The following is a 20,004-nucleotide window of genomic DNA, read 5'->3' on the forward strand; positions in this document are numbered from 1 at the left end:
ACCGTGTTTTAATACTGCGGGTTTTCCTGCAGCTTTTCGCGCCAGCTTTCCAGCAGCGCGTCAATGTCGTCCTGGAACTCCCGGCCTGTTTGGGTCTCCTTCTTCTCCATGGTATCCAGGATTTCAAAAGCGAAAGCCTGTGCGCCATATTGCTTCCAATCCTGCTGCAGCCTGTGCTCGATGCAGGAACCGGTCATTTGGGAGAAGTCAAACCGGTTTTTGCAGCCGTGCAAATCCGTAGCCGCCTGTAGCAGGATACGTCCGGTTATTGTGTTTTTGATGCAAAAGACCCCGCCCGTGACCGGGCGCGCCTTATAGGCGGCGATTTTATCGCGGCGGTCCTGTTTGTCCAAGCGATATCCCTCCTTCACAAAATATTAGTAAATTAGTAATTTAGTAAATACAGTATAACAAAAGGTGACGCGCGTGTCAAGAAAATGCTTGACAATATGCGCAGACACATGATAAACTGCTCTCGTATTCTGAAGAAACGAGGGCTATGCAGGGACATGCGCAATTAAAAAACCGAACGGAAAAACGTTGTTTAGGGCAAACCATAGGCTTGCTCTGTTCGGTTGCGTATTTTATCTGCATAGCGGCGGGTCAATAGGACCCGTCTGTTTTGGTGCGGTAAAATCCCTTCCGGGCAGGGCTGTTCGGGAGGGATTTTTTTATGTTATTATTGGAAGCTGCCGGTTTGGCAAAGCGTTTCGGCATACAGGATGTATTTGAAATCGGCCACCTTGCGATCTCATCTGGCGACCGTATTGGGCTGGTCGGGATAAACGGGGCGGGCAAATCCACGCTGCTGCGCGTGCTGTCAGGTGAAAGCCCGGCGGATGCAGGCACGGTGCGCCGCTTTTGCCGCACCGCCGTAATCCGGCAGGATGGGGAGGCGGCGGACACGGGCAATGCGCAGATGCGCAGCTTGCTCGGGCTGCGCGCGAGCGCGGTCAAAAGCGGCGGCGAGCGCACGCGGCTGGCAATTGCTTCGGCGCTTTCGGCAGACACGCCGTTGCTGTTTGCCGACGAGCCGACGACCAACCTGGACGTGAGCGGCATTGAAACGCTGCAAAAGCTGCTGCTCCGGCACCAGGGCGCGCTGGTGCTGGTTTCACACGACCGCGCGCTGCTTGACGCGGCCTGTACGCAAATTTGGGAGCTGGAGGATGGAAAACTGCGGATATTTCCCGGGACATATTCGGATTTTTTACAGCAAAAAGAGCGGGAGCGCGCGTTCGCGCAGTTTGAGTATGAGCAGTATACGGCGGAGAAAAAGCGGCTGACAGAGGAGATGTACCAGATCCGCGAGCAGGCGAAAAGCGTCGGCCGGCCGCCCCGCCGGATGAGTTCGAGCGAGTGGATGCTCTATAAGGATATTGGTTCCATCCAGCAGAAACATGTGCAAAGCCGCGCAAAGCATATGCAGAAGCGTGCCGAGCAGCTTGCCGTCAAGGAGCGGCCGCGCGATTTGCCGGAAATCTCGATGCCGCTGGGCGACCCGCAGCCGGTACGTGCCAAAATTGCGGCGCAGGTCGGCCATGTGACCGTGCGCTACGGGCGGAAAACCGTGCTGGAGGATGCGCAGCTGATCCTGCCGGCCGGCTCCCGCACGGTCATGCTGGGCGACAACGGCGCGGGCAAGACCACGCTGGTGCGCGCCCTGCTGGAGCAGGGGCGGTTTGCCGAGGGCGTGCGCGTGGGGTACTTTTCACAGTCACACGAGACGCTGGACGGGGGCAAGACCGTGCTGGAGAATGCGCGGATGGATTCCGGCTTGCCGGAGCATGTGGTGCGTACCATCTTGGCAAACCTGTACCTCGGGGCGCGGGAGATCGGAAAACCCATTTCCGTCCTGTCCGGCGGCGAGCGCGCCAAGGTCATGCTCGCGCGGCTGCTGGCCGCCAAGGTGCACCTGCTTATCCTGGATGAACCCACCAACCATCTGGACGTGTATACGCTCGAGGCGCTCGAACGGCTCCTGCTGCGCTGGCAGGGGACGCTGCTGGTCGTGACGCACGACCGGACGCTTGCCGCCCACGTGGCCGACCGTCTCGTCTTTGTCAAAGGCGGGCATGCGGAGGCGTTTGACGGCGGTATGGCCGCATGGGAAGAGGAGCGGCGGCGCCGCGCCCAGCCGCGTTCCAGCCGGGACACCCGCCGCACGGTGCTGGAGCTGCGGATCGCCGCGGTCAACGCCAGGATGTCCTGCCCGCAGAAGGGGGACGACCCGCTCGCACTTAAGGAGGAGTGGGAAGCGCTGCAGGCCGAATACCGGTCGCTCTGAGCATTGCCCCGCCCGGTACAAAGTGCTATACTGTAAACGGGTGTAAAGATTTTGTAAAGGGGAAATGGCAGATGGAACAGGTAGCGGCGCCGCGCCGCATGTTTTCGGGCACGGATTTGCGGCGCCTGATTGTCCCGCTGGTGATCGAACAGGTGCTGGCGGTCACGGTCGGCATGGCGGACGTGATTATGGTCTCGTCGGTCGGGGAGGCTGCGGTTTCGGGCGTATCGCTGGTCGATATGGTGAACGTCCTGATCATCAACGTATTTGCCGCGCTGGCGACAGGCGGCGCGGTGGTGTCCGCGCAGCTCATCGGCGCGAAAGAGCGCGAGCGCGCCTGCCACTCGGCAAAGCAGCTGCTGCTGATCGTCAGCGTGATTTCAGCGGTGGTCATGGCGCTCTGCCTGCTGTTCCGCACGCCGCTGCTGCGGCTGCTGTTTGGGCAGATTGACCCGGACGTGATGCGGAACGCGAGGGTCTATTTCCTGCTTTCCGCCCTGTCCTACCCGTTCCTCGCCGTCTATAACGCGAGCGCCGCGCTGTTCCGTGCGCAGGGCAATTCCCGCATTTCCATGCAGGTTTCCATTGTGATCAACGTGCTGAACATCGGCGGCAATGCGCTGTTTATCTACGGCATGGCGATGGGTGCGGCCGGCGCGGCGCTTTCCTCGCTGATCTCCCGTGCGCTGGGCGCGGTGATTATGACGGCGCTTTTGCGCCGCCCAGGCAACTTGGTCTCCATCGGGCGCGGGGGCAGCTTCCGCCCGGACGGCGCGATGATCGGGCGCATCCTGAACATCGGCATCCCGAACGGGCTGGAAAACAGCATGTTCCAGCTCGGCAAGATCCTGGTCGTCGGTATTATTGCGGCGTTTGGCACGACGCAGATCGCCGCAAACGCGGTTGCAAATAACTTTGACGCGCTGGGCTGCCTGCCGGGGCAGGCGCTCAGCCTGGCGATCATCACGGTCGTTGGGCAATGCGTGGGCGCGCAGGATTATGAGCAGGCGCGGTACTACGCGAAAAAGCTGATGAAGCTCGCCTACCTGATTATGGCGGCGCTCAATATTGTGATCCTGGCCTCGCTGCCGCTTACCCTGCGGGCGTATAACCTGTCGCCGGACACTATGAAGCTTGCAATGATCCTTATTTTTATTCATGATGGCAGCGCCATCCTGCTGTGGCCGGCGGCGTTTACCCTGCCCAATGTATTGCGCGCGGCAAACGACGTACGTTTTGCAATGGCGGTTTCTATCTTTTCTATGTGGGTATTCCGGTGCGTATTCGGCTTTATCCTGGGTTCCTGGCTGGGCTGGGGCGCTATCGGCGTGTGGGTGGCTATGATCATGGACTGGATTTTCCGCGCGTCGCTCTTTGTCTGGCGGTATCTCAGCGGGCGGTGGACCCGGCACAAGATTGCATAATTATTAGGCGGGGGCAATCCCCGCCTTTTTCCATCTCTGCAAGAAATAGAGGTGCAGGTGAAAAAGTTCATAAAATTTTAACCAAATTGTCGATTTTGTGCAGGATTTATGGTATACTATTAGCACCTTTTTCGTATCAAAAAATCCGGCGGGGGTAGCCGGGAAAAGGGGACTATGCGCCGGAAGCTTCCGGCAAAACGGAGGTAAAAATATGAAACAAGAGAGAAGCAGTTTCACAAACCGTGTGGGCTTTGTCCTTGCGGCGGCTGGATCTGCGGTAGGTCTAGGCAACCTATGGCGGTTCCCGTATTTGGCTGCCAAATACGGCGGCGGTATTTTCCTACTGGTTTACATTATCCTGGCCGTCACCTTTGGCTTCGCACTGATGATCACGGAGATCGCGATCGGCCGTAAGACACGGCTATCGTGTATCGGCGCCTATAAGGCGCTGGATAAACGCTTTGGGTTCCTGGGCTGGCTTGCTTCGCTGGTGCCGGTCATTATCGTCCCGTACTACTGCGTCATCGGCGGCTGGGTCATCAAATATTTTGTTGAGTTCCTGAGCGGCCACGGCGCGGCCGTCGCAGGCGACGCCGACAATTTCTTCAGCACCTTTATCAGCGCGTCGGGGGGCGGCGTCCTGGCAAGCCCGGTGCCGTGGTTCATCCTCTTTGTGCTCGTCACCGCGCTGGTCGTCCTGTTTGGCGTCGAGAAGGGCATTGAGAAGGTCAGCCGCATCCTGATGCCGGTGCTGGTCATCCTGTCGATCTTCGTGGCAATTTTCTCCCTGACCATGCCCGGCGCGATGGAAGGCCTCAAGTATTACCTGCTGCCGGACTTCAGCAAGTTCTCCACGACGACCGTACTGGGCGCGATGGGGCAGCTCTTCTACTCGATGTCCCTTGCAATGGGTATTATGATCACTTACGGCTCTTATATGCCGAAGGAAAGCTATCTGGAACACTCGGTTGCCCAGATCGAGATCTTCGACACCGGCATCGCGCTGATTGCAGGCCTGATGATTATCCCGGCCGTTGTCGCATTTAACGGCGGCGACCCGAGCGCGATCAACGCGGGCCCCGGCCTGATGTTCGTCACGCTGCCGCGCGTATTTGAGCAGATGGCGTTCGGTGGCATCATCGGCACGGCATTCTTCCTGCTTGTGCTGTTTGCCGCGCTGACTTCCTCGATCTCCCTGATGGAAACGGTGGTTTCCATCGTCCAGGATAAGCTGCACTGGCAGCGCCGCGCCAGCACCGTGGCGGTCACCGTCGTGGTCATCGCGCTCGGCATGCTGTCCTGCCTGGGCTACAGCGACGTGCTCGCCGCGATCAAGCCGCTCGGCCTCGAGTTCCTGGACTTCTTCGACTTCATCTCCAACTCGGTCCTGATGCCGATCGTCGCCTTCCTGACCTGTATCCTGGTCGGGCATGTCGTCGGCACCAAGGTCATTGCGGACGAAGTCAAGGGTTTTGGCGGCCTTTTCCGCCGCGAGAAGCTGCACCGCGTCATGGTGCGCTGGGTTGCGCCCGTGCTGCTGCTGGTCATCCTGGCTGGCGAGCTGCTCAAGTATTTCGGCGTAATTTCCATCTAAAAAGCAGGAGCCCCCGTCCGGAACCGGACGGGGGCTTTTTATGGGCGGAAAAATCCCCGTGGCATAATCGCCACGGGGGTTTTGTAGGTTTAGCCAAGCAGCTTTTTCAGGCGGACGACCGCTTCGCGGGTTGCGGCCTTGTCGCCGAAGGCGGTCAGGCGGAAGAAGTTCGCGCCGTTTTTGCCAAAGCCTGCGCCGGGGGTGCCGACCAGGTTGGCGTTCTCCAGCAGGTGGTCGAAAAACGCCCAGCTTTCCATACCGTCCGGGCACTTGAGCCACAGGTACGGGGAGTTTTTGCCGCCGGTGTACCAGATGCCCAGCTCGTCGAGCGCATCGCTCAGCACCTTGGCGTTTTCCTTGTAATAGGACAGGTTCTGCTGGGTCTGCTGCATGCCCTCCGGGCTGAATACGGCGGCCGCGCCTTTCTGCACGATATAGGGCACGCCGTTGAACTTCGTGGTCTGGCGGCGCAGCCACATCTTGTTCAGCGACGCGCCTTCGCGCTCCAGCGCCAGCGGGACGATCGTCCAGCCGCAGCGCGTGCCGGTAAAGCCCGCCATCTTGGAGAAGGAGCAGAACTCAATTGCACAGCGCTCCGCGCCCTCGATCTCAAAGATCGAGCGGGGCAGGGCGGGATCCTCGATAAAGCATTCATAGGCCGCGTCGAACAGGATGACCGCGTCGTTTGCAAGCGCGTAGTCGACCCACGCCTTGAGACCGTCACGGGAATAGGCCGCGCCGGTCGGGTTGTTCGGGGAGCACAGGTAAATGACGTCCGCCTTGACGGACGCGTCGGGCAGCGGCAGGAAGCCGTTCCCCTCGTTGGCGTCCATGAACAGGATCTTGCGCCCCGCCATGGTGTTGGTATCTACATAGGCCGGATAAACCGGGTCGGGCACGAGCACGGTGTTATCGACCGAAAACAGGTCGAGGATATTGCCGAGGTCGCTCTTTGCGCCGTCAGAAATAAAGATTTCATCGGCCTTGAGCGCGATGCCGCGCACGCCGTAATAATTGTGGATTGCTTCCTTGAGGAACAGGTAGCCCTGCTCCGGGCCGTAGCCTTTGAAGCTCTTCTGTACGCTCATTTCACACAGCGCCTGCTGCATGGCCTCAATGACGGCCGGCGCAAGCGGCAGCGTGACGTCGCCGATGCCCAGGCGGATGATGGGCGCGCCCGGATGGGATTCGCCGTACTCCGCTACTTTGCGGGCGATGGTGGAAAACAGGTAGCTGTCTGCGATGTTCTGGAAGTTGCGATTGACCTTCATGCGTTTTGACTCCTTTTAATTGCCGCGCCGATAAACGCCTTGAACAGCGGATGGGCGCGGTTCGGGCGGGACTTGAATTCCGGATGGAACTGCACGCCCACATAAAAATCATTGCCGGGGATTTCGACGGTCTCTACCAGTTCGCCGGAGGGCGAAGTGCCCGAAATGGCCATGCCGGCGGCCTCGATCTCCTCACGGAACGTGTTGTTGAATTCGTAGCGGTGGCGGTGGCGTTCGGAGATCAGCTCCTCGCCGTACGCCGCGGCCATCTGCGTGCCCGGACGGATCTTGCAGGGGTAAGCGCCCAGGCGCATGGTGCCGCCCTTCTTGGATACGCCCTGCTGGCTCTCCATCAGGTCGATGACCGAATGCTCGCCGTTCGGATCAAATTCGCTGGAATTTGCATCCGCATAGCCCAGTACGTTGCGGGCAAAGCTCATGACGGCGATCTGCATGCCGAGGCAGATGCCGAAATAGGGGATATGGTGGACGCGGGCGTAATTCGCCGCGCAGATCATGCCTTCAATGCCGCGTTCGCCAAAGCCGCCGGGGACGATGATACCGTCGCAGTCGGACAGCAGCTTGTCTGCGGTCGAGTCGCCCAGTTCCTCGGAATCGACCCAGTCGATGTCGACGAACACGCCGTTTTCATAGCCGCCGTGCTGCAGCGCTTCCGCAACGGAAAGGTAGGCGTCGTGCAGCTTGACGTATTTGCCGACAAGCGCAACCTTTACGCGGCCCTTGCGCGATGCGATGCGGTCGAGCATTTCGTACCAGCCGGACATATCGCCCTTGGGCGCGCCGATGGCAAGCTCGCGGCACACGATGTCGGACAGGTGGCTCTCCTCGAGCATCAGCGGCGCCTGGTACAGCACCGGCAGGGTGCGGTTTTCAATGACGCAGTCCGGCGCGACGTTGCAGAACAGGGAGATTTTGGCCTTGATGGACTCGTCCAGCGGCCGGTCGACGCGCGCGATGATGATGTCCGGCTGGATGCCGAGTCCGCGCAGTTCCTTGACGGAATGCTGGGTCGGCTTGGACTTGGGTTCGTCCGAACCGGAGATAAAGGGGACAAGCGTCACGTGCAGGAACAGGCAGTTGCGGCGGCCGACCTCGGCCGCGACCTGGCGGATCGCCTCCAGGAAGGGCTGGGACTCGATGTCGCCGGTTGTGCCGCCGATTTCGGTGATGACGATATCCGCCTTGGTCTTCTGGCCGACGGAATAGATAAACGACTTGATTTCGTTCGTGATGTGCGGGATCACCTGCACGGTCTCGCCCAGGTACTCGCCGGCGCGCTCCTTGTTGAGCACGTTCCAGTAGACCTTGCCGGTCGTCAGGTTGGAATATTTGTTGAGATCCTCGTCAATAAAGCGCTCGTAGTGGCCGAGGTCGAGGTCGGTCTCCGCGCCGTCGTCGGTGACGAACACCTCGCCGTGCTGGAACGGGCTCATCGTGCCCGGGTCGACGTTAATATATGGGTCGAGCTTCTGGGCGGCGACCTTGAGGCCGCGGCTCTTGAGCAGGCGGCCGAGCGACGCCGCGGTGATGCCCTTGCCAAGACCGGAGACTACGCCGCCGGTTACGAAAATATACTTTGTCATATCTCTATAACTCCCTCAAAAACTTTTGTCGCAGCGCCGGTCATGAACACGGTCTCGTCCGTGTAGTTGACCGTCAGGTCGCCGCCGCGCAGATGGATCGTGATGTCGCGCCCCTTTTCGCACAGGCCGTTGAGGCATGCCGCCACGCCGGATGCGCACGAACCCGTGCCGCACGCCCAGGTTTCGCCGCTGCCGCGTTCCCAAACGCGCATCTTGAGCTCGCCGTTGCCCAGGACGTTGATGAACTCGGTGTTGATGCGTTCTGGGAAAAGCGGGTTGTGCTCAAACTTGGGGCCCAGGTGTGCGAGGTCGAGCTGGTCGACGTCTTCCTTGCAGAAGATGACGCAGTGCGGGTTGCCCATGGAGATACAGGTGATGTGGTAGACGCGCTCGTCCACCACCAGGGGCACGCCCACAATGCGGTTGCCGTCCAGATAGGCCGGGATTTCCTGCGGGGACAGGGCTGCGGGGCCCATGTCCACGCGGACCGTCTGCACCAAATTGTTTTGTGGGAACAGGGTGAGGTTCTTGATACCGCTCAGGGTGTCTACCGTGATCTGCTCGCGGCCGCCCACCATACCGTTGTCATAGAGGTATTTGCCGACGCAGCGGATGCCGTTCCCGCACATTTTCGCCTCGCTGCCGTCCGCGTTAAAAATCCGCATTTTGGCGTCTGCGGTTTCGGATGGGCAGATCAGGATAATGCCGTCGCCGCCGATGCCGAAATGGTGGTCGGACAGCTTTACGCTGAGCGCCTCCGGTTCCGGGACCTCGTGCTCGAAGCAGTTAAAATAAATGTAGTCATTGCCGCAGCCGTGCATCTTGGTAAAGGGCAGCTTCAACCAAATCACTCCTCGTTCTCTTTATCTTTAGCGCAAAACAAAATGGCGCATGGCCGCCGCCTTCCCGCGGACAAACCAATACACCATAAGTATAACATATTCCTTCGGGTTGTTTCCACGGAATTTTGAAAAGTTAAAGAGAAATTCGGGACGTAAAAGCGCCGCTATTTGTCGGGGTTGCGAAAATGCCGCCGGGGGGCTTCCTTTGCCATGCCTGGGGAGGGGAAGGCGCAGCCGCGCGCAATCCCCATAAAAAGCCGCGGCTGCTGCCCGCATCCGGCGGCCTGCGCGCGCCTTTTCAGGGGGCACAGGCTTCCCGGCAAGTCAGACGCCGCCTTCCAGGATGGACTGCGCCACCGCGCGCTTGGACAGGCGGCGGTCCATCGCCTGCTTTTCAATATAGGCGTGCGCCTCCGGCTCGGCCATGCCGCAGCACTCGATCAGGATGCATTTCGCGCGGTCTACCAGGCGGATATCCTCGATTTTCCGCTGCAGGCGCTGGTTTTCCGAGCGCAGGCCGGTCAGCCGGCGGCGCGTCGCGGAGAGCAGCCGCAGCGCCTGGAAAACCAGCGCGCGGTTTAAAGGCTTGGACACGACCAGCACGCCGTCCGGCTCGGCCTTTTCCGCGACCTGGTCGGCGACCTCGGCTTTGGCGAGCAGCAGCACGCCGGCCGTGGTCTCCTGCGCGGCGAGGCTGGCCAGTTCATGGCCGAATTCGTCCGGGAGCGGCGCGTTGACGATGACAAGCCCGTATTCACTTTCCAGCAGCATGCGGCGCGCCTCGGCGCCGCTCAGCGCTGTCGCGACCGCTTCCGGACGGTCAAACGTGTCGAGAAGCTGCGCCAGCGCGGCGCCGCTCTTGGCGGAAGCGGAAGCGATGAGCACACGATCCATAGGGCCTCACTCCTCCCTGTTGTCGGGACCTTCTCAGTACCGTTCAAAATACATGCCGGTTTCGGCGGCCAGCTTGTCGTCCGCACCGGAAAAACGGTCCCACTCCGCCTGCTTGGCGGACAGGTAGCTCTCCACAATGCGCGCGGGCAGCACGCGCGATACGAATTCGCTGCCCCTGGCGAGCGCGATGGCCTCCTGGAGCGTTTCCGGCAGGCTGGCGTATTGGCGCAGCACGTCGCGCGGCGCGGCAAACAGGTTCTCGTTGCAGGGGGCGGGCAGGGCAAGCCCCTGCTCCACGCCGTCCAGCCCAGCATGGATAAGCAGGGTGAAGGCGAGATAGGGGTTCAGGGCGCTGTCCGGGGAGCGCAGCTCCATGCGGGACAGCTCGCCGGTCGCGGCCGGGATGCGGATGAGCGGAGACCGGTTCTGGTGCGACCAGGTGATGTACTTCGGCGCTTCAAACTCCCCGAAGCGGGTATAGGAATTGGTGAGGGGGTTGAGGAAGACGGTCAGCTCGGCGGCGCGCTGCAGGATACCGGCGATAAAGCTTTCGCAGGTCTGGTTGTGGCGCACCGGCGTGGTTTCAAACATGTTGCGGCCGTTTTGGAACAGGGAAAGGTTGATGTGCAGGCCGCTGCCCGACTTGCCCGGCAGCGGCTTGGGCAGGAAGGAGGCGAACAGGCCGTTGGCGGCCGCCATGGTCTTGACGGCGGCCTTGAAGGTGATAAAATTGTCCGCCGCCTCAAGCGCGTGGGAATACTTGAAATCGATCTCGTTTTGCCCAGGGCCGTTTTCGTGGTGGGAGCTTTCGGGCTGGATGCCCATCTCCTCGAGCGTCAGGCAGATCTGGCGGCGCACGTTTTCCCCCTTGTCGAGCGGGGCGATGTCGAAATACCCCGCGTGGTCATGCGGGATGGCGGTCGGCGCGCCGTTTTCATCCCGCTCAAAGAGGTAAAACTCGCATTCGGTACCGAAGGTGCAGGAAAGCTCCCGCAGGCGTGCGCGCGCGACCGCCTGGCCGAGGATGTGCCGCCCGTCGCCCTCAAAGGGTTTGCCGCCCGGGTATTTGATGTCGCAGTAAAAACGTACGACCCTGCCCTGCGAGGGGCGCCAGGGCAGCACGGACAGCGTGGCCGGGTCGGGGAAGAGCAGCAGGTCGGAATCATTGACGTTGGCGAACCCCTGGAAGGCCGAGGCGTCAAAGCAGATGCCGGTGTCAAAGGCGCGCGCAAGCTCGCCCGGCATGATAGATATGTTCTTTTGCGTGCCGAAAATATCGCAGAAAGCAAGGCGGATAAATTTGACGTCGTTTTCCTCGATAAACTGTACGACCTCGTTCATCGTGTAATTCATAGGGTGCCGCACCTCCGTTTGCGTATTTTAATTAAAGGTATAGAGCTGTTTGTAGCCGGCCTCCGGGTTGGGGGTCAGGACGAAATACCGTTCCGCCGCGAGCGCCTGCGCGTCGCCGCCAAACCGGCGGCAGTAGGCCTCGAGATGGGGCAGGAGCTCCGCCCGGTCGGCCGCCGTCGCCTCGGATACGAGCACCTGGCGCGGCAGCCCCTGCGGCGCTTCGTCGCAGCGCAGCACGATCTTGCCGCCGTGCATGCCCGTCCCGCAGAAATAGCTGACCGGGGGAAGGCCGCCCACGCCGCGGCCGAGCACAATGATGAGGCCGCCCGCCAGGTATTCGCCGAGGAAGGAGCCCGCCTGCCCGCCGATGACCAGCACGGGCAATTGCCCCTCATAGGCCTTCATGTGGATGCCGCCGCGGTAGCCGCAATCGCCCTCCACCAGGATCCGTCCGCCGCGCATGCCGTAGCCGGTCGCGTCGCCGCAGCTCCCGTGGATGATGATTTCGCCGCTGTTCATCGTGTCGCCGGTCGCGTCCTGCGCATTGCCGAAGACCTCGATGGTGCAGCCGTCCAGGTACGCGCCGAGCGCGTTGCCGGGCGTGCCGTGGACCGTGATGCGCCGGCCGGACATGCCGCTTGCGATATAGCGCTGCCCGGTGCAGCAGCCGACCGTAATGTCGGCGTCCGGACAGGCGCGGATTTGTTCGTTCAGGGTTTTAAAATGGGTCAGGTTTGCTTGGATGACCATGGCTGTACGCCTCCTAACTTGGGTTGGGATGGGTACGCGCCAAGGGGGCGGTTTCTTATAGTATACCCCTTTGCCGGCGCGTGGGAAAGTAAAAGTACAAGGTTATTCGCCCGCATGCTTGATGCCGAGGATATCAAGCTCTTTCTGGGTCAGGCCAAGCCCGCGCAGCATCAGGCGGTTGCCGCGCAGCGCCTCGATCGAATTGATGCCCATGCCGCCCATCATCTCTTTCAGCTCGTGGTCCCAGGCCGTGACGAGGTTGACCAGGCGCTGATAGCCGGTTTCCGGGTCGAGGCGCTCCACAAGGTCGGGGCGCTGCGTGGCGATGCCCCAGTTGCACTTGCCGGCCTGGCAGGTGCGGCACAGGTGGCAGCCGAGTGCGAGCAGGGCGGCGGTCGCAATATAGCAGGCGTCCGCGCCGAGGGCGATGGCCTTTAAAAGGTCGGCGGAGTTGCGGATCGAACCGCCCGCCACGATGGAGACCTGCCCGCGGATGCCCTCGTCGCGCAGGCGCTGGTCGACCGCCGCGAGCGCAAGCTCGACCGGGATGCCGACGTTGTCGCGGATGCGGGTGGGCGCCGCGCCCGTCCCGCCGCGGTAGCCGTCGATGCAGATCACGTCCGCACCCGAGCGCGCCACGCCGGATGCGATGGCGGCGACATTGTGCACGGCGGCAATCTTGACGAACACGGGCTTTTGGTAGCCGGTGGCCTCCTTGAGCGAATACACGAGCTGCCGGAGGTCCTCAATCGAGTAAATATCGTGGTGCGGGGCGGGGGAAATCGCGTCGGTGCCCTCGGGGATCATACGGGTCTTTGAAATGTCCGGGCCGACCTTCAGCCCGGGCAGGTGGCCGCCGATGCCGGGCTTTGCGCCCTGCCCCATCTTGATTTCGATGGCCGCGCCCGCCTCCAGGTATTCCTTGTAAACGCCGAAGCGGCCGGAAGCCACCTGCACGATGGTGTGCGGGCCGTATCCGTAGAAATCCTTGTGCAGGCCGCCTTCGCCGGTATTGTAATAGGTGCCGAGCGCGGCGGCGGCGCGGGCAAGGGCGGCGTGCGAATTGTAGGAGATCGAGCCGTAGCTCATCGCGGAAAACATGACCGGTACGTCCAGCGCGAGCTGCGGGGAAAGGTTCGGGACGATGTTGCCCTGCGCGTCGCGCTCGATATGGCCGGGCTTTTTGCCAAGGAAGGTCCGCGTTTCCATCGGTTCGCGCAGCGGGTCGATCGGGGGGTTCGTCACCTGGGAGGCGTTGATCAGGATTTTGTCCCAGTAAATCGGCTGCGGCTCCGGGTTCCCCATGGAGGAGAGCAGCATCCCGCCCGTGCCCGCCTGGCGGTAGATTTCGGTGATCGCCTTGCCCGTCCAGTTGGCGTTTTCCTTGAAGGCGTGGTCGGTTTTGACGATTTTGAGGGCGCGCGTCGGGCAGAGCGACACGCAGCGGTGGCAGCATACACACTTGGATTCGTCCGCCGTCATTTTCTTCGTCTTATCGTCAAAAAGGTGAACCCCGTTGGCGCATTGCCGCTCACAGATGCGGCAGGAGATACAGCGGCCGGGATTGCGGATGACCTCGTATTCCGGATATAAAAAATCAATAGGCATCGTTTACTTTCCTCCTTTGTCCAGGGTGACGATCACCGGTTCGCCGCCGCGGGGCGCCCAGATCCGGTCGAGCGACGGCTCAATGACGCGGATGGCGCATTCCTCCGAGGCGATATAGACGGTGTCGCCCTTTTCACCGACAACCATGCTGCGCAGCTTGAGGCGGTCGTTCAGCGCCATCAGGCCGCCGTCAAAACCGACCAGGATGGAAAACGGGCCGGTGACGAGCAGGGGGGCGAACGCGTTGCGCAGATAGGTCAGGCGCGCGCGCTCCTCGGCGGGGCGGCTTTCGATCGTCGACCAGAAGGGCGCCGCGATGACCTGCGCGATTTCCGGCAGCGTCAGCCCCTGCCGCCGGCCGAGGTAGTCGATGATATAGGTGATGGCTTCGGTATCGGTCAGCAGGTTGCACTTATAGCCGAACATCTCGATGAAGCGGCGGTTGGCGTCGTAGGAGGAAATCTCGCCGTTATGCACAACGCTCCAGTCGAGCAGCGCGAACGGGTGCGCGCCGCCCCACCAGCCGGGCGTATTGGTCGGATAGCGGCCGTGGCACGTCCAGGAATAGGCGCTGTACTCCTCCAGCCGGTAGTATGCGCCGACGTCCTCCGGGTAGCCGGAGGCCTTGAACACGCCCATGTTTTTGCCGGAGGAGAAGATGTACGCGCCCTCCAGCTGGTCGTTGACGCGGATGACGCAGCGGGCGACGTATTCGCGCTCGTCGAGCTGGCTTGCCTCAAGCTTTACATGCAGCGGGTTGACGAAATAGCGCCAGATCATCGGTTCGTCGGTGATGCGCGGGTGGCGGCGGGTGGGGATCTTCGACAGGTTCACAATGTCGAAATGCGCTTCCAGGAAGTCCTCGCAGGCGTCCCTTGCCGCCTGGGTGTCATAAAACACATGGAACGCGTAAAAATCCGCGTACTCCGGGTAGATGCCGTAACCGGCGAAGCCGCCGCCCAGGCCGTTCGAGCGGTCGTGCATGGTGGAAATGGATTTTATGATGGCTTCGCCGCTCGTGCGCGCGCCGCTTCTGGAAAAGATGCCGGAGATTGCACATCCGGCAGGGATACGGACCTGGCCTTCTTTTAGCATGGTGGGGTGCCCTCCTTACTCTGGCAGTGCCTTAAAATGTACCGCGCCCGCCCCGCGTGAAGGGCGCCGCCTTCCTTTGGAAAGGGGAAGGCGGGCGGGACATTACAAAATAAAAAAGACGTCCGCCACCAAGGCTCCCTGCATCGCGGCAAGGCCTTGTGTGGCGGACGTCTTTGTCCGCTTTCCATTCTAAAGCATACAAAAATAAAGGTCAAGCGCGGATTCATAAAAGAAATTAAATTCTTACAGATTGCATAGAAAGCGGGGCAAAGCACCGGGATAAACTTAGTATTATGCGATAAATCTTTGCCGGACGGTGAAAATGTCTGGTTTGCGCCTTGACAAAGGGGGCGGCGGCCGATATAATTTACGTTGTAAACAGCAAGGGCGCTGTGGGCATATTGCCCGCAGTGCCATTTTTTATATCCTTAACATTTGTCAGGTGAAAATTTCAATATATTAATGGAGGCGTGCAGTATGGATGGCTTAAAGCACATGAATATCCCGGAGATGTTCGGCAGCATGGTTTTCAATGAAAACGTGATGAAGGAACGTCTGCCCAAGGATATCTACAAGGCGCTTAAGAAGACAATCGATGAAAGCCGGGCGCTCGATCCGGCCGTCGCAAACGTGGTTGCCAATGCAATGAAGGACTGGGCGGTCTCCAAGGGCGCGACCCACTACACCCATTGGTTCCAGCCGATGACCGGTATCACGGCGGAAAAGCACGACAGCTTCATCTCCCCGACCGAGGGCGGCAACGTCATCATGGAGTTTTCCGGCAAGGAACTGATCAAGGGCGAGCCGGACGCTTCCTCGTTCCCGTCCGGCGGCATCCGCTCCACCTTTGAGGCGCGCGGCTACACCGCCTGGGATCCGACGAGCTATGCGTTCATCAAGGACGGCACCCTGTGCATCCCGACGGCATTCTGCTCTTATTCCGGTGAAATCCTGGACAAAAAGACCCCGCTGCTGCGTTCTATGGATGCGATCAGCAAGCAGGCGCTGCGTATTCTGCGCCTGTTTGGCAACAAGGACGCCAAGCGCGTCAATACGACGGTCGGCCCGGAGCAGGAGTATTTCCTTGTTGACAAGCAGTATTATGATGAGCGCCCCGATTTGCAGTATACCGGCCGCACGCTGTTCGGCGCGATGCCGCCCAAGGGGCAGGAGATGGAGGATCACTACTTTGGCACGATCAAGCCCCGCGTCTCCGCTTATATGAAGGAGCTGGACGAGGAACTGTGGAAGCTCGGCATCCTCGCCAAGACCAAGCACAACGAGGTCGCCCCGGCGCAGCACGAGCTCGCCCCGATCTTCACCACCACGAACATCGCGACCGACCACAACCAGCTCACGATGGAAATGATGAAGAAGGTCGCCGGCCGCCACGGCCTGGTCTGCCTGCTGCATGAGAAGCCGTTCGACGGTGTCAACGGTTCCGGCAAGCACAACAACTGGTCGGTATCCACCGACACGGGCGAAAACCTGCTGGAGCCCGGCTCCTCCCCGCGCGAAAACGCGCAGTTCCTGCTGTTCCTCGCCGCGGTCATCAAGGCGGTCGACGAGTACCAGGACCTGCTCCGCATCTCCGTCGCCAACGCGGGCAACGACCACCGCCTCGGCGCGAACGAGGCGCCCCCGGCAATCGTCTCCATGTACGTGGGCGACGAGCTGGAGGCCGTGCTCAAGGCGATCGAGACCGGCGCGGTGTATAAGGACCGCGTCAAGGAGAAGATGGAGATCGGCGTTTGCGCGCTGCCCCCCATCCCTAAGGACACGTCCGACCGCAACCGCACCTCGCCGTTCGCCTTCACCGGCAACAAGTTCGAGTTCCGCATGCTGGGTTCGTCCTTCTCGATCGCGTGCACCAACATTATGATCAATACTGCGGTCGCGGAAGAGTTGCGCCAGTTTGCAGACGAGCTGGAGGACGCGGCGGACTTTAACGACGCGCTCAACGCCCTGATCAAGCGGGTCATCAAGGATCATAAGCGCATCATCTTCAACGGCAACGGCTACGACGATTCCTGGGTCAAGGAGGCGGAGAAGCGCGGCCTGATGAACCTGAAGTCCACGCCGGACGCCATGCCGCACTATACCGACGCAAAGAACATCGAGCTGTTCAAACGGCATGATATCTATACGGAAGCCGAGCTGAATTCCCGCGAAGAGATCCTGCTCGAGGAGTATTATAAGACCATCAATATCGAGGCGCTGACCATGGCGGATATGGCGCGCAAGCAGATTATCCCCGCGGTGATCAGCTACACCAAGGAGCTTGCGGATGCCGCCATGGCCAAAAAGGCGCTGGGCATCCAGGCCGACCTGGTGGAGGTTTCCATCATTGAAAAGCTTTCCGCGCTGAACGCTTCCCTGGCTGCCAAGCTTGACAAGCTGGAGCAGGCGCTCAAGGAGGCTGCTGGCAAGGAAGGCGCGCAGGACCTGGCGAACTACTACCACGACGTCGTTTTTGCCGCGATGAACGAGCTGCGGGTGCCCGCCGACGAGCTGGAAATGCTGACGGCGGAGAAGTATTGGCCGTTCCCGACTTATGGCAAGCTGCTTTACGGCGTATAAACAGCGCGCCGGGGCCGTAGAACTTTATAACGCGTGAAAATATTCACATACACAATGGCGTGTATGCCGTTCCCGGGGGACATCCCCGGGGCAGCGTACACGCCATTACTATTTTAAGGGGGAATCAAGTATGGAATTTTCTGCAGTCAACACAATCTGGGTGCTGCTGGGCGCGGCGCTCGTGTTCTTCATGCAGGCGGGGTTTGCAATGGTGGAGACCGGCTTTACCCGTGCGAAGAACGCAGGCAACATTATCATGAAGAACCTGATGGACTTCTGCCTCGGCACGCCAATTTACTGGCTGCTGGGCTTCGGGATCATGTTTGGCGGCTCGTCTGCAGTGTTCGGCACGTTTGACCCGATGATCCGCGGGGACTATGCCGCGGTGCTGCCGTCGGGCGTCCCGCTTTGGGCGTTCGTCGTCTTCCAGACGGTGTTCTGCGCCACGGCGGCCACCATCGTCTCGGGCGCGATGGCGGAACGCACCAAGTTCTCGGCCTACTGCATCTATTCCATGGTCATTTCGGCGGTCATCTATCCGGTTTCCGGCCATTGGATTTGGGGCGGCGGCTGGCTGAGCCAGCTCGGCTTCCATGATTTCGCAGGCTCCACGGCGGTACATATGGTCGGCGGCGTCGCGGCCTTTGTCGGCGCGCTGATCCTGGGGCCGCGTATTGGCAAGTACACGAAGGAGGGCAAGCCGCGCGCCATCCCCGGGCACTCCCTGACGCTGGGCGCGCTGGGCGTATTCATCCTTTGGTTCTGCTGGTTCGGGTTTAACGGCGCGTCCACCGTGTCGATGGAGGGCGAGGCGATCGTTTCCGCAGGCCGCATCTTCATGACCACGAACCTGGCGGCGGCCGTGGCGACGGTTACCGTCATGTGTATCACCTGGGTGCGCTACAAGAAGCCGGACGTGTCCATGACGCTGAACGGCTCTCTGGCCGGCCTGGTCGCCATTACCGCGGGCTGCGATATGGTCAGCCCGTTTGGCGCGGCGGTCATCGGTTTCCTTGCGGGCTTTGTGGTGGTATTTGGGATCGAGTTCGTGGATAAGAAGGCCAAGGTGGACGACCCGGTCGGCGCGGTCGGCGTGCACGGCATGTGCGGCGCGATGGGCACCCTGCTGACCGGCCTGCTTGCCACGGACGGCGGCCTGTTTTACGGCGGCGGCGCGCATTTCTTCCTGGTACAGCTTCTCGGCGTTGCGTGTGTTATCGCCTGGGTGGCCATTACCATGACAGCCGTATTCCAGATCATCAAGCACACCATCGGCCTGCGTGTTTCGCGGGAGGAGGAAATCCAGGGCCTCGACATGAAGGAACACGGCCTGGCCTCCGCCTACGCGGATTTCATGCCGATCCCGGCGGTGCTGGGCACCAAGGCGGGCGAGGCTGCCGCAAAGGCGGAACTTGGCGAAACGGCAAGCATGGACGCGGCGGTCCCGGTAACGGTGCGGACGGACGCGCCCGCGGAGGGCGGTCACGCCATCTCCAAGATTGTCATCGTGACCAAGCAGTCCAAGTTTGAGGAACTGAAGAACGCGATGAACGCGATCGGCATTGCGGGCATGACGGTAGCAAATGTCGTGGGCTGCGGCCTGCAGAAGGGTGCGACGGAATACTACCGCGGCGCCGAGGTCGACATGACCCTGCTGCCCAAGATCAAAATGGAGATCGTCGTATCCAAGGTGCCGGTTGAGCTGGTTATCGAAACCGCGAAGCGGGTGCTCTATACCGGACACATCGGGGACGGCAAGATTTTCGTCTACCATGTCGAAAACGTCGTCAAGGTGCGTACCGGCGAAGAGGGGTACGACGCGCTGCAGGATGTGGAGTGACAGCAAGCGTACCGTATGCGGATAAGCGGTAAAAAACAGGGGGAGGGGACGGCCTGGGCCGTCCCCTCCCCCTGTCCCGGTTAAGGCGGCGCCGCATCCCCTGCCTGCGGGCGGCGTACCAGGCCAGTACGGTATGGAAACCCGCGCCGCAGGGTTTTTGTGTGACGGGCGCGATCTTGAACTTGCATCTATGGGGTGGATGCGCTAGAATATGCTTAGGATACATGGCAATAACGCTTGTTTCCGCGTTTGCGCATTTTTAAAGATGGGAAAGCGGAGGCTAAGCGCCCTTGCGGTGTGCCATTTGGATCAATTTGTCAAAATAGAGAAGCGCGGGCCCGGGCGACAGGCTGGGGATGCCCCGCGGAAGACGCCGCCCTGCCTGCGGATCTTGGTACAGGAAAGGGCGGCCATATTATATCACCGGCAGCCATGGCTGCACGGGTTTTACCGTCCGGCAGCGTCCGGACGGACGGGGGAGAATATATGACAATCAATGAATGTTACGCCTGCATGGGCGCGGATTATGGGGATGTGCTGCGGCGGATGGGCAAGGCCGAACGGGTGGCGAAGTTCCTCGCCATGTTCCCGGATGAGCCAAGCTACGGGCTCCTTTGCAGCGCGCTGGCGCAGGGCAACGCACAGGAGGCCTTCCGCGCCGCGCATTCGCTCAAGGGCGTGTGCATGAACCTGGGGCTGTCGTCGCTCGGCGACGCCGCCAGTAAAATGACGGAAGCCCTGCGCGGCGGCCTGCTTCCAGCCGACGTCGGCGCGCTGCTGGACGAGGTGGACGGCAGGTACCGCGAAACCGTTTCCTGTATCCGGGCGTTTATGCAGGGCTAAAGCACGAAGAAAGGATGAC

The 20,004-nt window shown here is 60.9% G+C and carries 15 protein-coding genes; 6 read left to right on the forward strand and 9 right to left on the reverse strand.

Features of this window, described 5'->3' with window-relative positions; translation table 11 throughout:
* Positions 1 to 8 precede the first annotated feature (8 nt).
* The gene (locus CZ203_RS08030) at positions 9 to 353 is read right to left on the reverse strand and encodes a GIY-YIG nuclease family protein (RefSeq protein ID WP_087065607.1); all 345 of its coding nucleotides are present in this window, start codon (positions 351 to 353) and stop codon (positions 9 to 11) included.
* A gap of 320 nt (positions 354 to 673) precedes the next feature.
* Here CZ203_RS08030 and abc-f point away from each other — a divergent pair, with 320 nt between their 5' ends.
* The 3 genes from abc-f (at position 674) to CZ203_RS08045 (ending at position 5,305) form a co-directional block, all read left to right on the forward strand.
* Positions 674 to 2,287, forward strand: coding sequence for a ribosomal protection-like ABC-F family protein (abc-f, locus tag CZ203_RS08035; protein ID WP_087065608.1), 1,614 nt, complete (start codon positions 674 to 676; stop codon positions 2,285 to 2,287).
* A 98-nt stretch (positions 2,288 to 2,385) separates the two neighbouring features.
* Positions 2,386 to 3,711 (forward strand): MATE family efflux transporter, encoded by a 1,326-nt coding sequence (locus CZ203_RS08040; protein ID WP_087066208.1) that lies wholly within the window; start codon positions 2,386 to 2,388, stop codon positions 3,709 to 3,711.
* 211 nt (positions 3,712 to 3,922) lie between these two features.
* Positions 3,923 to 5,305: a sodium-dependent transporter gene (locus CZ203_RS08045; protein ID WP_087065609.1), complete on the forward strand. Its 1,383-nt coding sequence runs from the start codon at positions 3,923 to 3,925 to the stop codon at positions 5,303 to 5,305.
* 89 nt (positions 5,306 to 5,394) lie between these two features.
* Here CZ203_RS08045 and CZ203_RS08050 read toward each other — a convergent pair whose 3' ends face one another.
* The 8 genes from CZ203_RS08050 to CZ203_RS08085 form a co-directional block, all read right to left on the reverse strand.
* Complete coding sequence (locus CZ203_RS08050) at positions 5,395 to 6,576, reverse strand: LL-diaminopimelate aminotransferase (RefSeq protein WP_087065610.1); 1,182 nt, start codon at positions 6,574 to 6,576, stop codon at positions 5,395 to 5,397.
* Complete coding sequence (locus CZ203_RS08055; RefSeq protein ID WP_087065611.1) at positions 6,573 to 8,180, reverse strand: CTP synthase; 1,608 nt, start codon at positions 8,178 to 8,180, stop codon at positions 6,573 to 6,575. Before CZ203_RS08055 ends, CZ203_RS08050 begins: the two co-directional genes overlap by 4 nt.
* Entirely contained in the window at positions 8,177 to 9,022 is an 846-nt protein-coding gene (gene dapF, locus CZ203_RS08060; protein WP_227103810.1) for a diaminopimelate epimerase, read from the reverse strand. The genes CZ203_RS08055 and dapF overlap by 4 nt, the downstream gene beginning before the upstream one ends.
* A 324-nt stretch (positions 9,023 to 9,346) precedes the next feature.
* Positions 9,347 to 9,916 carry an ANTAR domain-containing response regulator gene (locus CZ203_RS08065; RefSeq protein ID WP_087065612.1) on the reverse strand — a complete coding sequence of 190 codons (570 nt, stop codon included), beginning with the start codon at positions 9,914 to 9,916 and terminating at the stop codon, positions 9,347 to 9,349.
* Positions 9,917 to 9,949: 33 nt separating this feature from the next.
* Positions 9,950 to 11,269 carry a glutamine synthetase family protein gene (locus CZ203_RS08070; RefSeq protein WP_087065613.1) on the reverse strand — a complete coding sequence of 440 codons (1,320 nt, stop codon included), beginning with the start codon at positions 11,267 to 11,269 and terminating at the stop codon, positions 9,950 to 9,952.
* A 27-nt stretch (positions 11,270 to 11,296) separates the two neighbouring features.
* A complete protein-coding gene (locus CZ203_RS08075) occupies positions 11,297 to 12,019 on the reverse strand; it encodes a GltB/FmdC/FwdC-like GXGXG domain-containing protein (protein ID WP_087065614.1) in 723 nt (240 codons plus the stop codon).
* A 102-nt stretch (positions 12,020 to 12,121) separates the two neighbouring features.
* Positions 12,122 to 13,627, reverse strand: coding sequence for a glutamate synthase-related protein (locus CZ203_RS08080; RefSeq protein WP_087065615.1), 1,506 nt, complete (start codon positions 13,625 to 13,627; stop codon positions 12,122 to 12,124).
* Between the two features lie 3 nt (positions 13,628 to 13,630).
* On the reverse strand, positions 13,631 to 14,722 hold the full coding sequence (locus tag CZ203_RS08085; RefSeq protein ID WP_087065616.1) for a class II glutamine amidotransferase: 1,092 nt from the start codon (positions 14,720 to 14,722) through the stop codon (positions 13,631 to 13,633).
* Positions 14,723 to 15,199: 477 nt separating this feature from the next.
* Here CZ203_RS08085 and CZ203_RS08090 point away from each other — a divergent pair, with 477 nt between their 5' ends.
* The 3 genes from CZ203_RS08090 (at position 15,200) to CZ203_RS08100 (ending at position 19,985) form a co-directional block, all read left to right on the forward strand.
* Positions 15,200 to 17,302, forward strand: a complete 2,103-nt coding sequence (locus CZ203_RS08090) for a glutamine synthetase III family protein (RefSeq protein ID WP_235847486.1) — start codon at positions 15,200 to 15,202, stop codon at positions 17,300 to 17,302.
* A 130-nt stretch (positions 17,303 to 17,432) separates the two neighbouring features.
* Complete coding sequence (locus CZ203_RS08095) at positions 17,433 to 19,142, forward strand: ammonium transporter (protein ID WP_087065617.1); 1,710 nt, start codon at positions 17,433 to 17,435, stop codon at positions 19,140 to 19,142.
* A 486-nt stretch (positions 19,143 to 19,628) separates the two neighbouring features.
* On the forward strand, positions 19,629 to 19,985 hold the full coding sequence (locus CZ203_RS08100; protein ID WP_159456429.1) for an Hpt domain-containing protein: 357 nt from the start codon (positions 19,629 to 19,631) through the stop codon (positions 19,983 to 19,985).
* Positions 19,986 to 20,004 lie beyond the last annotated feature (19 nt).

The sequence above is a fragment of the Intestinibacillus massiliensis genome (assembly GCF_900155735.1).
GTDB classification, from domain to species: Bacteria; Bacillota; Clostridia; order Oscillospirales; family Butyricicoccaceae; genus Intestinibacillus; species Intestinibacillus massiliensis.

What these genes read in the sequence shown, in the direction of transcription:
- abc-f (WP_087065608.1), top strand. Translation starts at nt 674, where the DNA reads ATGTTATTATTGGAAGCTGCCGGTTTGGCAAAGCGTTTCGGCATACAG.
- CZ203_RS08040 (WP_087066208.1), top strand. Translation starts at nt 2,386, where the DNA reads ATGTTTTCGGGCACGGATTTGCGGCGCCTGATTGTCCCGCTGGTGATC.
- CZ203_RS08045 (WP_087065609.1), top strand. Translation starts at nt 3,923, where the DNA reads ATGAAACAAGAGAGAAGCAGTTTCACAAACCGTGTGGGCTTTGTCCTT.
- CZ203_RS08050 (WP_087065610.1), bottom strand. Translation starts at nt 6,576, where the DNA reads ATGAAGGTCAATCGCAACTTCCAGAACATCGCAGACAGCTACCTGTTT.
- CZ203_RS08055 (WP_087065611.1), bottom strand. Translation starts at nt 8,180, where the DNA reads ATGACAAAGTATATTTTCGTAACCGGCGGCGTAGTCTCCGGTCTTGGC.
- CZ203_RS08065 (WP_087065612.1), bottom strand. Translation starts at nt 9,916, where the DNA reads ATGGATCGTGTGCTCATCGCTTCCGCTTCCGCCAAGAGCGGCGCCGCG.
- CZ203_RS08070 (WP_087065613.1), bottom strand. Translation starts at nt 11,269, where the DNA reads ATGAATTACACGATGAACGAGGTCGTACAGTTTATCGAGGAAAACGAC.
- CZ203_RS08075 (WP_087065614.1), bottom strand. Translation starts at nt 12,019, where the DNA reads ATGGTCATCCAAGCAAACCTGACCCATTTTAAAACCCTGAACGAACAA.
- CZ203_RS08080 (WP_087065615.1), bottom strand. Translation starts at nt 13,627, where the DNA reads ATGCCTATTGATTTTTTATATCCGGAATACGAGGTCATCCGCAATCCC.
- CZ203_RS08085 (WP_087065616.1), bottom strand. Translation starts at nt 14,722, where the DNA reads ATGCTAAAAGAAGGCCAGGTCCGTATCCCTGCCGGATGTGCAATCTCC.
- CZ203_RS08090 (WP_235847486.1), top strand. Translation starts at nt 15,200, where the DNA reads ATGGATGGCTTAAAGCACATGAATATCCCGGAGATGTTCGGCAGCATG.
- CZ203_RS08095 (WP_087065617.1), top strand. Translation starts at nt 17,433, where the DNA reads ATGGAATTTTCTGCAGTCAACACAATCTGGGTGCTGCTGGGCGCGGCG.
- CZ203_RS08100 (WP_159456429.1), top strand. Translation starts at nt 19,629, where the DNA reads ATGACAATCAATGAATGTTACGCCTGCATGGGCGCGGATTATGGGGAT.